This window comes from Guopingia tenuis (assembly GCF_014384805.1).
Lineage (GTDB): Bacteria > Bacillota > Clostridia > Christensenellales > Christensenellaceae > Guopingia > Guopingia tenuis.
In genome coordinates, this window is sequence record NZ_JACRSS010000001.1 from 807,814 (window position 1) to 822,909 (window position 15,096).

Below are 15,096 nucleotides of genomic sequence, written 5' to 3' on the forward strand. Positions count from 1 at the left end.
CTGTTTTTAATCAATACCCTTTGCGGCAGAGAATTTCCATCTCTGCCGAATTTTTTCTATAAGAAAGAGAAGGCAAAAAAAGTTTATCAGAGTTCTTTCTTCTCCATTTTTCCCAATCGTTGAGAGTACACGCCAATTGACAATGAAATTAACATTTTGTATCATTTTCCTATTCCAAAATCCGCCCAGCACAGCGATAGCCGGCTTTGCTGTCCATACTTTCCCGGCAACGGCCCAGTCCCCTCTCCAACAGCAAAAAAACTGCGATTCTCTTGCACTTTGCAGTTTTTTCGGTTCTTGTGGGTTTTATCAGAACTCCTCGTTTTTGCAGAGGAAAACGACTGCCTCCGCAATCGGCTGTATTTTTTATTATCCATACAAAAAGAGAATTGGCATCCCCGCCAATTCTCTTTATTTCCAAAATACTCCCGCGTCTAAGTTCGTCTTTGCTCCCGCTCCTGACGCTCTTTGCGCCGGCGTTCAGCTTCCTCCGCAAAGGCAATAGGGGCTTTTTCCGTTCCCGCCTCTCTGTTTTTTCTCCTGCGGGGCGCCTCGGGTTCTTCCCCGGCGGATTCATCCCTGCGCCGCACACGCACCTCGCCCGTCTCCTTCACGGGCACAACGGGCGCACAGTGCCGGGATACGTTCAGCATAATACCCACCATAGACATAAAAATGATGACACCCGAACCGCCATAGCTGATAAAGGGCAAGACCACGCCCGTTGGCGGGATCAGGCCCACATTTACGCCGATATTCACGATCACCTGAATGGCGATCATGGCAACCGCGCCCGTGGCAAGCAGCATGCCCGTCAGATCCGGCGCCCGCATCGCCACGACTACGCCCCGCCAGATCAGGATGCCAAACAGAGCCAGCACCGCCAGGCAGCCGACAAAGCCCAGCTCCTCTGCAATGATGGCGAAAATAAAATCCGATTCCCGATAGGGCAGATACAGCAGCTTCTGCATGCTGTTGCCCAGGCCGCGGCCAAAAAATCCCCCGGAACCGATGGAATAGAGAGACTGCTTGAGCTGCCAGTTGCTGGAAGGATCGGCAAGGGCCTCCAGACGGTCGGCCCGATAGGACTCTTTGGCCACCAACAGCAGCACCGCCGCCAATCCCACGGCAACAATAATCCCCAAATGGGGCAGCCGGGCGCCCCCCACCATCAGCAGGCTCAAAACCAGAGCCACAATGCAGATAATGGCGCTGAAATTCGGCTGGAAATAGATGATGGCGCAGACCATCAAAAGCAGCATCAGATAGGGAAACAGCCCTTTAAACTGCTTGACCCGCCGGGGATCCTTTCCGATGGAGCAGGCCAGAAAGATGATGAGGGCCATTTTCATGATTTCCGAAGGCTGAATACTGATGCCCACGTTGATCCACCGCCGCGAACCGTTGATGTTCACGCCAATGGGCGAATACACCAGGGCCAGGGAAATGAGCCCCAGGACCAGAATGATCCAATAGGGCCGTATTTTCTCCAGCGGCTTCATCCAGGGATGCTTCTCCACGGGGAAGCGCAGATAGTTTTTATAGTCAAAAAACATGAAAAACAGCGTCAAAACTGCGCCGATTCCAACGCAGATCAGCTGCTTGACAAAATAGTATTCCGCACCCTGCTCTTTGGTTTCCGCCATATAATAGCTGGCGGAAAACACCATCACCAGGCCAAAACAGACAAGAAGTACCAACGTCACGATCATGGCGTAATCAAAGGTGTTTTTATATTGTACCTGTTTGCGCACCCGGACGGGCTGCCGCCGGGACGAATTTTTCCGTCTTTCGTGAAGCGATACGACCTTATTCAAATTTCCTCACCTCAAAGCTCGGCGACCAGTTCCTTGAACACATCGCCCCGCTGCTCAAAATTATCAAACATATCCCAGCTGGCGCATGCCGGCGACAGCAGGACGTTTCCCCCGCATTTTGCCGCAGCACTGGCCTTTTTCACGGCATCCGCAAAGTCCTCTGCCAGAATCACTTGCCTAAATCCCGCCTTTTTCGCCGCTGCCTCCAGCTTATCCCGCGTCGCTCCCAGGAGGACAACGTCGGTGATCTGCGGCGTAAAGGCCGCAAACATCTCGTCAAATTCGCTGTGCTTGTCATATCCGCCCAAGATGAGCACGGTGGGCGCCGTCATGGCCTCAATGGCCTTGATGGTCGCATCCGGATTCGTCCCTTTGGAATCATTGATATAGCGCACGCCGTTCACTTCCCGGACAAATTCAATGCGATGCTCCACCCCCGGGAAGGTTCGCAGCGTTTTTGCGATGGCCTCGCCGGAGATCCCCATGGCTTTTGCCAGGCACACCGCCGCCAGAGCGTTTTCCAGGTTATGGGCGCCCGGAATTTTCACATCCGCCGCCGGGCAGATCTCCTCGCTCTTTCCATCCATGGTAAATACTATGCGGCCATCCCGCAAAAAAGCACCCTCCCCCGGCTCTGCCGTCCGGCTGAACCAGAGCAGACGGGAATGGATATTCGCCGCCTGGGCCCGGGTGATCTCATTATCCCAATTCAAAACCGCGAAGTCTCCCTCCGTCTGGTTTTCAAATTCCCGCATCTTGCAGGCTGTATAATACTCCATGGTTCCAAAACGGTCCATGTGGTCCTCGGTCACGTTCAGAAGCGCCGCCGCCCGGGGCCGGAAATCACGAATGGTTTCCAGCTGGAGGGCCGCCACCTCGGCAACGATGATATCGCCGGGTTTTGTCTCCATAGACGCGTCGCAGATGGGCACGCCGATATTTCCCAGCACATAGGTATTCCGCCCGCCATTCTTGAAAATTTCGCCTGTCAGGGCGGTGGTGGTGGTCTTTCCGTTGGTTCCGCTGATGCAGACGAATTCGGCCTTTGCCGTCAGATATCCCAGCTCGATTTCCGAGAGAACCGGCTTTCCCGCCTCTTTCGCCTTTTCGATAAATTCCTGCTTTATGGGCACCCCCGGGCTCATGATGAGAATTTCCGCCTCCTTCACGGCCTCCATGGGGTCTTTGCCGAGAAAATCCCGCGCCCCCTTGTCAAAAAGGCTGTCCAACTGAAAATGCTCCGCCGTCTTGCGGTCATAGAGAAGCACTTCCGCTCCCAGTTTTAACAGAAGATGGGCGGCGGAGATCCCGCTTTTCGCCATGCCCACTACCAACACTTTTTTCCCTTGAAATTCCATTGATTCTTCCTCGCTGTTATACCAGCATCCACAGCGTCAGCAAGCAGGTGACTGCCGTGATAATCATATAGACAGAGACAATCTTCGTCTCGTGAACGCCCTTCATCTCAAAGTGATGGTGCAGCGGCGCCATCAGGAAGATGCGCTTCTTGTTGCGCAGCTTATAACTCCCCACCTGCAGAATGCAGGATACACTGGAGGCCACGTACATCAGCCCCATCACCGGAATGAGGATCTGCAGCCGGGAGATAATCGCCATCATCACAACCGCGCCGCCCAGGAAGAAAGCGCCGGTATCCCCCATAAAGACCTTGGCCGGATAGGTGTTATAGCGCAGAAAACCCAAAATGCCGCCGGTCACAGCCCCGGCAAAGATCATCATATCCTTTGCCCACACATTCGCCGCCAAAAGCCCCAGGAAAATCAGGCAATAGGTAGCCGTATTGATGAGAGTCACCCCGCCGGCCAGACCATCCAGCCCGTCCGTCAAGTTGACGCTGTTGGTGAGGGCCATGATGACAAACACGGTAAAGGGGATATACCAGATGCCCAGATCCCACTCCACGTTTGCGATGGGAACAAAGAGCTTGGAGCCAATGGCCGGGTCTTTATACGCAAAAATCGCGATCAGAACCGCGAACAGGAACTGCATCGCCAGCTTCTGCCAGGGCCGCAGGCCCAGGGAACGGTGCTTCAAGACGATGATCAGGTCGTCAATCAGGCCGATCAGGCCATAAGCCAGGGCGCCGATCATGGCAAACCAGAGATAGCGGCTTTCCTCCCGGAGGAAGATAATGGCCACCGCCAGGACTCCCAGCGTAATAAAAATACCGCCCATGGTGGGGGTTCCCGCTTTGGAAAGGTGCGATTTCGGCCCATCCTCGCGGATCTGCTGGCCCGCCTTGAGCCTCCGAAGAACGGGGATCAAAAAGTGGCCGGCCCCCAGAGCGGTGACAAATGAGATCAATATGACCAAAATGAGTGTCTGCATACAAAAACTTCCTTTTTCCTATGTCAAATATTATACCCAGGGTTTATTATACAATGACACAGGCTGTTAATCAACCGGAGAAACTGCTTTTGCCCTCCTTCACGGCCGTTTCCCCGGCGTTTTTATCCTTCAGCGCCCCAGCTCGGCAAGCAGCTCCTCGACAATGACCTTTTCGTCAAAGGGATGCTTGACCCCGCGGATCTCCTGATAATCCTCGTGGCCCTTGCCCGCCAGAACGATCACATCATCCTTCTGGGCATGCTCCAGTGCATAGCGGATGGCGTCTCTGCGGTTTTCGATCACAACATGGTTATCCTTTTTCATGCCCGCGAGAATCTGGCCGATGATCTCCATGGGTTCTTCAAACCGCGGGTTATCCGACGTGACGATAGCAAGGTCCGCCAATCGCTCGGCAATCTCGCCCATAATCGGCCGCTTCAGGTTATCCCGGTTGCCGCCGCAGCCGAACACACATACAATCCGCCCCCTGGCAAATCCGCGGACGGTTTTCAGTGTGCTTTCCAGGCTGTCCGGTGTATGGCAGTAATCCAGAATCACGCTGTAGTCCCCCCCGTGGGTATCCAGCTGCTGAAACCGGCCGGGAACATTTTTCACGGCCAGAAGCCCCAGCTTAATGTGCATCATGTCCACCCCCAGCATAAAGCTGATGGTGATTGCCGAAAGAGCGTTATAGACGCTGAACATTCCGGGGATATTCATGAGAATGGGCAGGGTCGCCCCGCTGGTTTTCATGATAAACCGACAGCCGTCAGTTCCCAGCTGGATATCCCGGGCCATGACATCCGCTTCGCCTTTGGCGCTATAGGTATTGACTTTCCCGGCCGCCGCCTTTCTCATAAAATCCCCATGAGGATCGTCGATATTGATGGCGGAATTTTGGCTGGCGGCAAACAGCAGAGCCTTGGCTGCCTGATAATTTTCAAAATTGCCGTGGAAGTCCAGATGATCCTGGGTGAGATTGGTAAACACCGCTCCGGCAAACGCAATGCCGAACACCCGTTTCAAAACCAGAGAATGGGAGGAAACCTCCATCACTACCGTATCCACTCCATCGTCTGCCATCTCCCGGAGGAGTTTATGCAGATCCATGGATTCCGGCGTCGTCCGCTCGGTATGCAGAACCCGGTCCCCGATCATATTCTGGATGGTTCCCAGCAGGCCGACTTTGCTCCCCTCCTGCTCAAAAATGCTCTTGAGCATATAGGTTGTGGAGGTCTTTCCGTTGGTGCCCGTGACGCCCACCATGCGCAGCTGCCGCGCCGGATGGCCATAAAAGGCGGCAGACAGCAGCGCCATACCTTCCCGGCCGTCCTCTACAATGATCTGGCTTACTCCCTCGATCTCCTGCGGCTCACTCACCATGAGACATACCGCGCCCTGCTCCACAGCCTTTTTGGCATATTGATGGCCGTCCGTGGCAAAACCCTTGATGCAGAAGAACAGGTCGCCCGGCTGCACCTTTCTCGAGTCATACTGCATGCCCCGAATTTCGATGTCCGTATTTCCTGTCACTCGGCACGGGATATCCCGCACCAGTTCGCGCAATTTCATATTTTCATCCTCTTTATCTTTCCCCGTCACTTACAGGTTACTACGACTTTTTCCCCATAAATCACGGAAGTCCCTTCCTTCTGGGATTGGCTTGCGATGACGCCGCTGCCAGTATCGCCATCCACTTCCATTTCCAGCCCGATTTCCTCCAGCATATCATAGGCCTGGGCCAGCGTTTTCCCCACCAGATTGGGCATCTTTTCATCCGATGCCGGATCACTTTGGGTTTCGCCATATACGTCGATCTCACTGCCCTTTTTCACCTTGGTTCCGGCCGCAGGTGACTGGGCCGCGATTTTCCCGGTTCCGTTCGTCTGCAGGCTGAGCCCAGCTTCCTGCGCGGCCGCCGCGGCTTCCTCCGTCGTCTTGCCGACAAAATCCGGCGTCTCTACGAGATCTTCCACCGGCTCGGTAGGCTCCACACCGCCATATTTCAGGCATTTTTCCAAAACTTCCTTGGCAAAAGGCGCCGCCACGACGCTGCCGAAGGTCACCGGAACGCCCGGCTCCCGGACGATAAACAACACCATATATTGAGGATCGTCCGCCGGAGCAAAGCCCACAAAGGAGGAAATATTCTTTCCCTGGACGATAACGCCGTTTTCATACATCTGCGCCGTCCCGGTCTTGCCGCCCACGCGGTATCCTTCGATCTGGCCGTTTTTACCGCCGCCGTTGGCGACGACGCCTTCCAGAATCGTCCGCATTTTGGCGGAGGTTTCTTCCGAGATTACCTGGCGCACCATCTGAGATTCAAAAGTCTTTACAATGTTCCCCTCGTCGTCCTGCAGGTGCGACGCCAGCCGCGGCGTATAGAGATAACCGCCGTTGATGGTGGCACAGATGGCAGCAGACAGCTGCAGGGGGGTCACGGCGATGCTCTGGCCAAATCCGATGCGGGCCAGGTCGACGTTTTTCACATATTTTGCGGCCCGGATGATGCCCGCGCCGTCGGCGGAGTAATCCACGCCCGTGTTGGAACCAAAGCCGAAGTTATAGATATATTCATAGAACTTATCCGTCCCCATCCGAAGCGCCATTTCCATAAACGCCGGATTGCAGGAATTTTCCACCGCCTGGGCCAGCGTCTGGTCGCCATGAGGATTATAGGATCGCCAGCACTTGATCTTCTCTCCATCCACAATCTTATATCCCGGGCAGTTGAAATGATCCTCGGTTGTGGCCGCGCCGCTGTCTAACGCGGCTGCCGTTGTGATGATCTTGAAGGTCGAACCGGGTTCATATGCGTCCACAATCGCGGTGTTGCGGGAAAGATCGGCAAGCGCCTGCAAATCGCTTCGGTCCAGATTGTTGAGGTCTGCTTCGGGATAGTTGACCATGCCCAGAATATCGCCGTTTTTCGGGTTCATGACAATGGCGCAGACGCTCTTTGCCTGGTTGACTTCCAGGGCCTCCCGGGCAGCAGATTCCAGAAAGCTCTGGATAAACGCGTCTGTCGTGAGCACCAGGTTCAGCCCCGGCTGGGGATCGATATAGGTCTGCTCGCTCCCGGCAATCGTCCGCCCGTTGGCGTCCACCTGGGCCAGAATCGAGCCGGCATAGCCAGCCAGATATTTGTTATAGTATTTTTCCAGGCCTTCCTGTCCGTCGCCGTCCGAACTGGTATAGCCCAGCACCTGGGACATAAATTCCCCGGAAGGATAATACCGTTTTGTATCCGTGAAGAAATCCACGCCCGAAAGATTCAGCTGCCGGATCTGTTCCGCCTGCTCGCTGGTGATCTGCCGCTTGAGCCAGACTTCCACCTTTGTCTTGTCGTTGGCCAGGTCGAAGATCTTCTGCTCCTCCATTTCCAAAATAGGAGCCAGCAGGCTGGCGACTTCCCCCGCATCCTTAATATCCTTGGGATGGAGGAGAACGCTCTCCGCCGTCGCGCTTGTGGCGAGAATTTCTCCGTTCCTATCTAAAATGGACCCTCGTTTGGGCGCTACAGCCAGCTCTCTTGTCCACTGGTTCTCCGCCTTATCCTGAAGGTCTTCCGCGTTGAAAAACATGAGCTGCGCCAGCCGGCCCGCAATCACGAGCATCAGCAGCAAAGCCACATAAAATAAAATTGTCAGCCGTTTTTTGTTAGAAATATTAGGATTCGCCAAATAGTGCCCACTCCCTCTTTATTCTGCCGCTCATTTCCGGGTCACCCAGCGCATCTGTCTATGAAAAAAGCCCCTTCACCGTTTCCCAGACCCGTTCAAAGAATCCCTTCTCCTCGGCCTTGGGTTCCTGCGTCTCCGTCTTTTCCGGTTGGACAAATTCCACATAGCGGATCTGGGAGGCGCTGGGGAAGCTCATATCCAGGCTGCTTTCCGCCGCCTGCGCCACATTGGTGATGTCCCGCTTGACCGCCAGCTCCACAGAGAGCTGTTCTGCCTGCGACTCTAACTTATCTATATTCGACTGAATCTCAATATTTTCCAAGTTTATTTTGGAAATCGCCGCATTTCCCGCAATGACCAGGGAAAGCATGACGAAACAGATCAAAATCATCAGGCAGTTGGAAACCGCCCGGCGGCGTTTTGCCACCTGTTCGGGATGCACTTCATAAACGATCTCTACCCGCTCTTTTACGGCGCGCCGGCGGCGCTGTTTGGGTTCGGGAAGAACGTCCCATTCGCTTTCCAGCATGGGCTCCATATAGTCATATCCATTCGCTGCTTTCTTCAAGGCTGCCATCTATCTGTTATCCTCCAAGGGTTTTTACGCTTCTGTGTCTTTTTGAAATATCCGCAGTTTGGCGCTGTGAGACCGGTTATTCTCCTCCAGCTCCTCCTGCGAAGGAAGAATGGGCTTTCGCGTTATCATCTTTCCCAAGGGCTTTTTCCCGCAGATGCACTGGGGAAAATCCGGCGGGCATGTACAGGGATTTTCCGCCTGCCGCATGGCCTGCTTCACTGCCCTGTCCTCCAGGGAATGAAAGGTGATGACGGCCAAAATGCCGCCCGGCGCCAGAATATCAATGAAATCCCGCGTCGTCCCGGATAAATGGTCGAGTTCCCCATTCACCGCAATCCGGATCGCCTGAAACGTCCGCTTCGCCGGGTGGCCGCCCGTCCGGCGTGCCGCTGCGGGAATCGCCTCCCGCACAATCTCGGCCAGCTGGGTCGTCGTCATTATCGGGCGGTTTTTCAAAATTCGGTCGGCAATCCTTGCCGCGAATTTTTCCTCGCCATAGGTGGAGATGATGCGGATCAGCTCGCGTTTTTCATAGGTATTGACGATGGTTTGGGCCGTCAAGGGGTTGTCCCTGTCCATGCGCATATCCAGCGGCGCTTCCTTTTGATAGGAAAACCCTCGCTCCCCTTCGTCCAGCTGAAAAGAGCTGACGCCCAGATCCAGCAGCGCCCCATCCACGGCCCCCACATCCAAGCGGGCCAGGATGTCCTTGATGTTTTGAAAGTCGTCATGCACCAGAGTAAAACGCCCTCTATAGGGTTCCAGCCGCTTCCGGCACCGCTCGATGGCCGCCTGATCTTTGTCAATGGCGATGAGCTGTCCTTTGGAATTTTTAAGAATCCCCTCGGAATGACCGCCGCCGCCCAGCGTCCCGTCCACAAAAATGCGGCCGTCTGCCAGCGGAAGCGCCTCCATACACTCGCGGTAGAGAACGCTGTAGTGCCCGCTCATATGCCAAGCTCCGCCAGCTTTTCCAGCGTCGCTTCATAGTCCTCGCTGGACTGTTCGTTATATTCCTTCCAGCTCTCGGCTGCCCAAAGCTCCACCCGGCTCATGACGCCGATGGCGACAACTTCCTTTGTGAAGCCCGCATAATCCCGAAGGCGTGCCGGCAAAAGAATACGGCCCTGCTTGTCCGGTTCACATTCGCAGGCCGATGCAAACAGCATGCGGAGAAAAACCTGGGCCTTCTGATCCGTGATGGGAATGGTCTTGAGTTTCTGAGCAAATTCCATCCAAACATTTTGCTCAAACACAAATAGGCATTTTCCAATGCCTCTGCTCACAATAAACTTTTCTCCCAGCTCTTCCCGGAATTTGGCGGGCATGAACACCCGTCCCTTGGGGTCGAGGCTATGGGAATACTCGCCTATCAGCAACTTTGCGTCCCCCAGCAACAATTTTGGTGAGTTTTCCACCACTTTTAAACACTTCTCACCACTCTGGATATATATTCGCTATATTTTTTTGAATTCCTGCCTTCTCATGGAAAATTTATATCTTTTTTTCTTTCCTTCTTTTTCCATTGTCCATGGCCTTTTTTCCCTGCTTTCAGTGTCCAGGGAACAGATCTGGCGCTGTTCCCCTTTTTCTCTGCCGTTCAATCGCCCCGATCCAATGTTTTTTCGGATATATCCCATATTCCCATGCAGCATTCCAGGACATGTGTTTTTCACAGCCTCTCATTTTTGCCGCCGGATTGTTCCCGGGTTCCCTGTCCCGCATCTCTTTCTCGGCTGCGGAAAGCAAAATAGGGCGGGATTCTTTCGGTTTCCTTTGCCATGCGTTATTTTTCTTGCCTCTATCCGGCGGAACCCTGTTCCCTTTCCCCATAATCCTTGTTATAATGAATCTAATAAAGTGCATCCATCTTTTGGATGCTTCCCAGGCAAAAAGCAGTACGCATATTTTTGAAAGGAGAATTCCTATGTTTGATGTAGTCTCTATCGGCGAGGTGTTGATCGATTTTTCCCCCAATGGCAAGGGAAAGATGGGAAATCCCAGCTTTGAAATGAATCCGGGCGGCGCGCCGGCAAACTGTCTTGCCGCCAACACCAAATTGGGCGGCTCCACTGCCTTTATCGGCATGGTGGGGGACGACCTGTTTGGCAACTTTTTAATCAAGGTGCTGGATGACACGGGAATCTGCACCAAGGGCGTTGTGAAAACAAAAAAGGCGGCGACTACCCTGGCTTTTGTCACCATTGACGATACCGGAGACCGGGATTTCGCCTTTGTCCGCAAGCCGGGCGCCGATTTCATGATTGAAAAGGAAGATATCGATCTTTCCATCATTGACGATTCCAAGATCCTGCACTGCGGCTCCATCACCCTTTCGGATGATCCTGGCCGCAGCTCCCAGCTCTACGCCATGGACTATGCCAAAAAGGCAGGCAAGCTCATCTCCTATGACCCCAACTACCGGGAGCTGATCTGGAATGACGAGCCCAAGGCCATTCGCATGATGAAGGAAGCCCTGCAATATGCCGATATCGTCAAGGTTTCTGAGGAAGAGCTGGCCATGCTCACCGGATGTTCCATCGACGACTACGAAACAGGCGCCCGGCAGATCCTTGATTCCGGAAAGACAGCGGTATTTGTGACCATGGGCGGCAAAGGCTCCTATTATCTCACCCAGGACGAGCACGGTTTCTTCCCGGGTTTCCGGGTAGACGCTGTTGATACCACCGGCTGCGGCGATGCCTTCATGGGCACCATTCACTATTTCTTCTGCCACCATCCGGAAATGAAGGTTTCGGAAATGGTGCGCTATGCTTCTGCGGTCGGCGCGCTTTGCGCATCCGCCGTGGGCGCGATTCCTGCCCTGCCCACCATGCAGCAGGTGGAGGATTTTCTCGCTTCGCGAAAATAAAAACGCCCCCACAGCAAAAACTGGGTCCGGAATCCACCGGGCCCGTTTTTTTGAGCCGAATATTTTATGCGGATATATCATAAATATTCCTGCGAAAAAAGGCGCTTTGCCGCAAATCCCGTCATATGACAAAAACACCGCAAAACAGCCCCGGAACCGCCGGCTTTTTTCCGCCATCCGACATCTTTTCCTCTCTGCCTTATGGATAATAGGGGTATACCGCAGCAGCGGTAAAACTTGCGGAGGTGAAAACCATGGGAATCAAGCGTAAGACACAGCCGGACGACAGTGAAAAAATTCGTCAGCTGACCATAGATTATGAGAAAGTGACAAAAGAACAGAAGGAGCGCATCATGGCTCTCCGGGAAGAAAATCAGGAGCTGCAAAAACGTCTGCAAAGCTATGAGGAAAGCCGCCATGCCATTGCTCAGGCGCTTTTGGATGCGGAACGTGCCGGCCGTGCCATTATCGAGCGCGCCAAGGAGCAGGCGGAGCGGGTAACCCGGGAGGCCAATGAGCAAAAAAGAAAGTCCGAGGAACGCGTTCAGCAAAATACGCTGCTCTTGCAGGATCTTTCCAATCGCTGCGAAACCATCTTAAAAGGTATCGAGGCGGAATTACAGCCCGCGCCCCGTTCCTTTTCCCTGGGGCTTGTTTCCTCCAAATAATTTTTTGCAATATCGTATCATCAATTTTCTATAAGAATTGCCTGGCCAAAGAAAAGAGGGGTTTCCGCTGGAAATCCCTCTTTTCCTGTCCCATCCGTTTAAAGCCCCGCTCTCCGGCAGGGACAAAGATCCTGTTCCCGCCTAGCCAGGCCACAGCAGGCGCTTTTCAGAATCATTTTATGTCCATCCTACCCACGCCCGGAAAGCGCCTTGGAGAAGCTGTTTTTGACGCCGCATCCCGAAACGTATTCCACTCCCTACTTTCCCCCTGCTGCTTGCAGGCGGACACTTCCATTTTCGATCGACAGATGTATTCGCAAATTTCCGATTCTCGCCATTGCTATCCAGTCAGTCCCCACATGCTAAGACTGCCTGGCTCCATCCTTCCATCTGCGTCGCATTGAAAATGACGGGCTTAATCCCCCCTCGCTGCCTTTTGGGGATGTGTCCATCCTCTATCTCAAAGTGCTTTATGCGCTCCATAACCAGGCGCCTTCCCGTGTGTCCGGTATTTCGCAGAGAATGAAAAGAGCCGCCCTGGCGGACGGCCCTTCCCATAATTTTATTACAATACTCTTAAACCCTTAATGAAGTGGGACTTCCAATAGCTATTGGACTGGATATTGGAGCAGATACGAATCTTTCCATCGCTGGAGGAAGCATCGATCATCTGTCCGCCGCCCAAATAGATTCCCACATGCCCTTTGAAGCTGACAATATCGCCTCTCTGGAGCTTGCTCATGCTGGTAACTACCGGATATTTGGTGGTAGAGGCCCAGCCGGCCGATGTCATATATCCCTGCTTCACGCCAATCTGCTTCAGGCACCAATATACAAAACCAGAGCAGTCGAACCTATCGGGGCCCTTCGCGCCCAGGACATATTTGCAGCCCAGGCGGGATTTCGCCACCTTGATCAGGGATTCCACATCCTGCGCATCCGCAGACGGCACACTTGTTGACGGCTTGGAAGAGCCCGAACTCGAAGAAGGTTTGCTCGGCTTCTTCGTAGAACTGGAGCCGGAAGAAGAAGAGGAGGAAGATCCACTGGCCGCCTTCTTCGCGTTATCCGAGAAGAGAACCTGGTTGGTCTGCGGTCCCACTTTACCGTCTACAGTCAAGCCGTTGCGCTGCTGGAACTTGCGTACTGCCTTTTCGGTATCCGAGCCATAATAGCCGGTCGAATTCTTTAAATAATTCAGTTCCACCAAGCGCTGCTGCACCTTTTCCACATCCGAACCACTGGTTCCAATGAGCAGAGCGTTAATCTGCGCCTCACTCGAGAAGAGCGCATCTTCCGTGAGCGGGCCCAGGGCACCGTCGGCGATCAAACCGTTACGTTCCTGGAAGCGGCGCACTGCCTGCACAGTTTCCGAGCCATAATAGCCGGTCGCCTCCGAGGAGAGATATCCCAGCTTCCGCAGGCGTTCCTGCACCTGGGTTACCTTATCGCTCTTTTCGCCGTATTTGATGGAATTGGCCTTCGCCTCTTCCGAATAGAGCATCTCACGCGTCTCGGTTCCAATGGTGCCGTCTGCCGAGAGGCCGTTGGCTTCTTGGAATTTCTTCACCGCCGCGGTCGTATCGGTGCCGTAGTAGCTGGTCACCTTATCCAGATATCCCAGCTCCCGCAGGCGGATCTGCAGTTCCTGCACATCCTGGCCAGAAATCCCTTCGGATACACTGTATTTCTGAGCCTGATCCGAGAACAGGAGATTCCATTCTTCCTGGGTCAGGTTGCCGTCGATCTCCAAATTATGCTTGCGCTCAAAGAGCTGGAGGGAAGCCTTGGTCGTCGGCCCAAAGAGCTGGGTCGGCTCGTCATTATCCATATAACCAAGCTCCATCAGCCGCGTCTGCAGCTGCGTCACCTGCTCATTTTCATCGCCCTTTTGAAGAATATAGGCGCTGGTAGGCGATGGCTCAGGAGTCAATGTCTCCGTCGGAGCAGAGGAAACCGCTGTCTCTTCCGGGGTCTGGGTCGGCTCGTCGTTGTCCGCAACCTTCTCAGATTTTTCCACTGCCAGCACGGCCGCCGGTTCCGCTTCACCGTTATCCCCCCCCGCCGGCTGGCCAGCAGAAGAGACTACGATAGGAGCCATAATGCACACTACCAGAGCAGCCGCAATGGCCGCCGTCCGTTTTTTCGTGAACCAGGAGAATACATGGTCATTCTTGCCGCGGAAGTTCTTCCACCATGCGGCAATGTTATTACGCTTCTTTACCTTAACAGCCGGGGTACTGGCCACCGCTGCGGGCGCATTTTGCTTCGCAACCTTGCGGTTTTCCATTTTGCGCTTCATGGAAGCTGCCATACTGGTGCAGCCGTCCTTGCAGGCCGCCCATCCTGCGGCAATCCCTTTGCCCATCTGGGCAAAGACATTCCGTCCGGCTTTCGCCTTCACCCGCTTTTCCCGAACCTCCACTGAGGCTTGGGCCACGGGAAGCGTCTTAGGCGCCTTTTTTGCGGCCGCAAACCGAATGCCCTTCATGGATTTTTTCTCCATCGTATATACAGGCACTTCTCTTGCCCCACTGCTTTGCCGCCGTGTCACATGGCTGCCTTTCAGGGCGCGGTCGCGTCTCTTTTTCCTTACGTTGTTCGAAAAGGTTTTCCGAATGGAAACAATCGCGTCTGCGGTTTTGTCAGAAAGACGATCAAAAAAACCGCTGGTACTCTTTTTCACCTTCTCATTCCTTCCCCCAGATTTCTCTGGTTTGTTTTATTTGTTACTGCCATTATACTATAATTTTTCCGTTTTGCACAGTATTTTATTACATTTTTTTAATAATCGCGTAATTTCTTGGATGGAACCCCTGTTTTTTCCCATTGCAAAGGCGTTTCCGAATTGTGAACAAAGCGTAAACAATTCATTTTTTACGAATTTTCTCCGGACATACCCTCACTTATCTGGAAAATTTTCGGGAATCCTTTTTCCTGCAGCAATGCAAAACATGGAGTGGAAAAAATATTCTTTGACGTTTACAACAATTCAAATTTATTATATCAAATGAATTACAAAAAAGCAATCCTTTCCCCGATTTTCTCCATAAAGTATTACAGGCAAAACCGGGATGTGCGAAACCCGGGCCTTTCAGATATGGATAAGGCGCCGTACATTTCTCAA

At 53.5% G+C, this 15,096-nt stretch carries 11 protein-coding genes; 2 read left to right on the forward strand and 9 right to left on the reverse strand.

What is annotated here, in order from left to right:
- Positions 1–434 precede the first annotated feature (434 nt).
- From H8693_RS03880 to mraZ, 8 genes are all read right to left on the reverse strand, one after another.
- Positions 435–1,817: an FtsW/RodA/SpoVE family cell cycle protein gene (locus H8693_RS03880; protein WP_249279859.1), complete on the reverse strand. Its 1,383-nt coding sequence runs from the start codon at positions 1,815–1,817 to the stop codon at positions 435–437.
- Positions 1,818–1,828: 11 nt separating this feature from the next.
- Positions 1,829–3,175, reverse strand: a complete 1,347-nt coding sequence (gene murD / locus H8693_RS03885) for a UDP-N-acetylmuramoyl-L-alanine--D-glutamate ligase (protein ID WP_249279860.1) — start codon at positions 3,173–3,175, stop codon at positions 1,829–1,831.
- Between the two features lie 16 nt (positions 3,176–3,191).
- Positions 3,192–4,166 carry a phospho-N-acetylmuramoyl-pentapeptide-transferase gene (mraY, locus tag H8693_RS03890; RefSeq protein ID WP_178619278.1) on the reverse strand — a complete coding sequence of 325 codons (975 nt, stop codon included), beginning with the start codon at positions 4,164–4,166 and terminating at the stop codon, positions 3,192–3,194.
- Between the two features lie 129 nt (positions 4,167–4,295).
- A complete protein-coding gene (locus H8693_RS03895) occupies positions 4,296–5,738 on the reverse strand; it encodes a UDP-N-acetylmuramoyl-L-alanyl-D-glutamate--2,6-diaminopimelate ligase (RefSeq protein ID WP_249279861.1) in 1,443 nt (480 codons plus the stop codon).
- A 26-nt stretch (positions 5,739–5,764) separates the two neighbouring features.
- Positions 5,765–7,852 (reverse strand): penicillin-binding transpeptidase domain-containing protein, encoded by a 2,088-nt coding sequence (locus H8693_RS03900; RefSeq protein WP_249279862.1) that lies wholly within the window; start codon positions 7,850–7,852, stop codon positions 5,765–5,767.
- Positions 7,853–7,910: 58 nt separating this feature from the next.
- On the reverse strand, positions 7,911–8,429 hold the full coding sequence (locus H8693_RS03905) for an FtsB/FtsL family cell division protein (RefSeq protein WP_178619271.1): 519 nt from the start codon (positions 8,427–8,429) through the stop codon (positions 7,911–7,913).
- Between the two features lie 24 nt (positions 8,430–8,453).
- Complete coding sequence (gene rsmH / locus H8693_RS03910; RefSeq protein ID WP_249279863.1) at positions 8,454–9,380, reverse strand: 16S rRNA (cytosine(1402)-N(4))-methyltransferase RsmH; 927 nt, start codon at positions 9,378–9,380, stop codon at positions 8,454–8,456.
- Positions 9,377–9,808 (reverse strand): division/cell wall cluster transcriptional repressor MraZ, encoded by a 432-nt coding sequence (gene mraZ, locus H8693_RS03915; RefSeq protein WP_178619265.1) that lies wholly within the window; start codon positions 9,806–9,808, stop codon positions 9,377–9,379. Before mraZ ends, rsmH begins: the two co-directional genes overlap by 4 nt.
- Before the next feature lie 548 nt (positions 9,809–10,356).
- On the opposite strand from mraZ, the gene H8693_RS03920 reads away from it, so the two are divergent.
- Positions 10,357–11,301 carry a carbohydrate kinase family protein gene (locus tag H8693_RS03920; protein WP_249279864.1) on the forward strand — a complete coding sequence of 315 codons (945 nt, stop codon included), beginning with the start codon at positions 10,357–10,359 and terminating at the stop codon, positions 11,299–11,301.
- Positions 11,302–11,555: 254 nt separating this feature from the next.
- The gene (locus H8693_RS03925) at positions 11,556–11,969 is read left to right on the forward strand and encodes a DivIVA domain-containing protein (RefSeq protein ID WP_249279865.1); all 414 of its coding nucleotides are present in this window, start codon (positions 11,556–11,558) and stop codon (positions 11,967–11,969) included.
- Positions 11,970–12,534: 565 nt separating this feature from the next.
- Here H8693_RS03925 and H8693_RS03930 read toward each other — a convergent pair.
- Positions 12,535–14,460, reverse strand: a complete 1,926-nt coding sequence (locus H8693_RS03930) for a C40 family peptidase (RefSeq protein WP_249279866.1) — start codon at positions 14,458–14,460, stop codon at positions 12,535–12,537.
- Between the last annotated feature and the right edge of the window lie 636 nt (positions 14,461–15,096).

Bases quoted from the DNA above. Each gene is read 5' to 3' on its own strand.
- H8693_RS03920 (WP_249279864.1), top strand. From the start codon at position 10,357: ATGTTTGATGTAGTCTCTATCGGCGAGGTGTTGATCGATTTTTCCCCC.
- H8693_RS03930 (WP_249279866.1), bottom strand. From the start codon at position 14,460: ATGAAGGGCATTCGGTTTGCGGCCGCAAAAAAGGCGCCTAAGACGCTT.
- H8693_RS03925 (WP_249279865.1), top strand. From the start codon at position 11,556: ATGGGAATCAAGCGTAAGACACAGCCGGACGACAGTGAAAAAATTCGT.
- mraY (WP_178619278.1), bottom strand. From the start codon at position 4,166: ATGCAGACACTCATTTTGGTCATATTGATCTCATTTGTCACCGCTCTG.
- murD (WP_249279860.1), bottom strand. From the start codon at position 3,175: ATGGAATTTCAAGGGAAAAAAGTGTTGGTAGTGGGCATGGCGAAAAGC.
- H8693_RS03895 (WP_249279861.1), bottom strand. From the start codon at position 5,738: ATGAAATTGCGCGAACTGGTGCGGGATATCCCGTGCCGAGTGACAGGA.
- H8693_RS03905 (WP_178619271.1), bottom strand. From the start codon at position 8,429: ATGGCAGCCTTGAAGAAAGCAGCGAATGGATATGACTATATGGAGCCC.
- rsmH (WP_249279863.1), bottom strand. From the start codon at position 9,380: ATGAGCGGGCACTACAGCGTTCTCTACCGCGAGTGTATGGAGGCGCTT.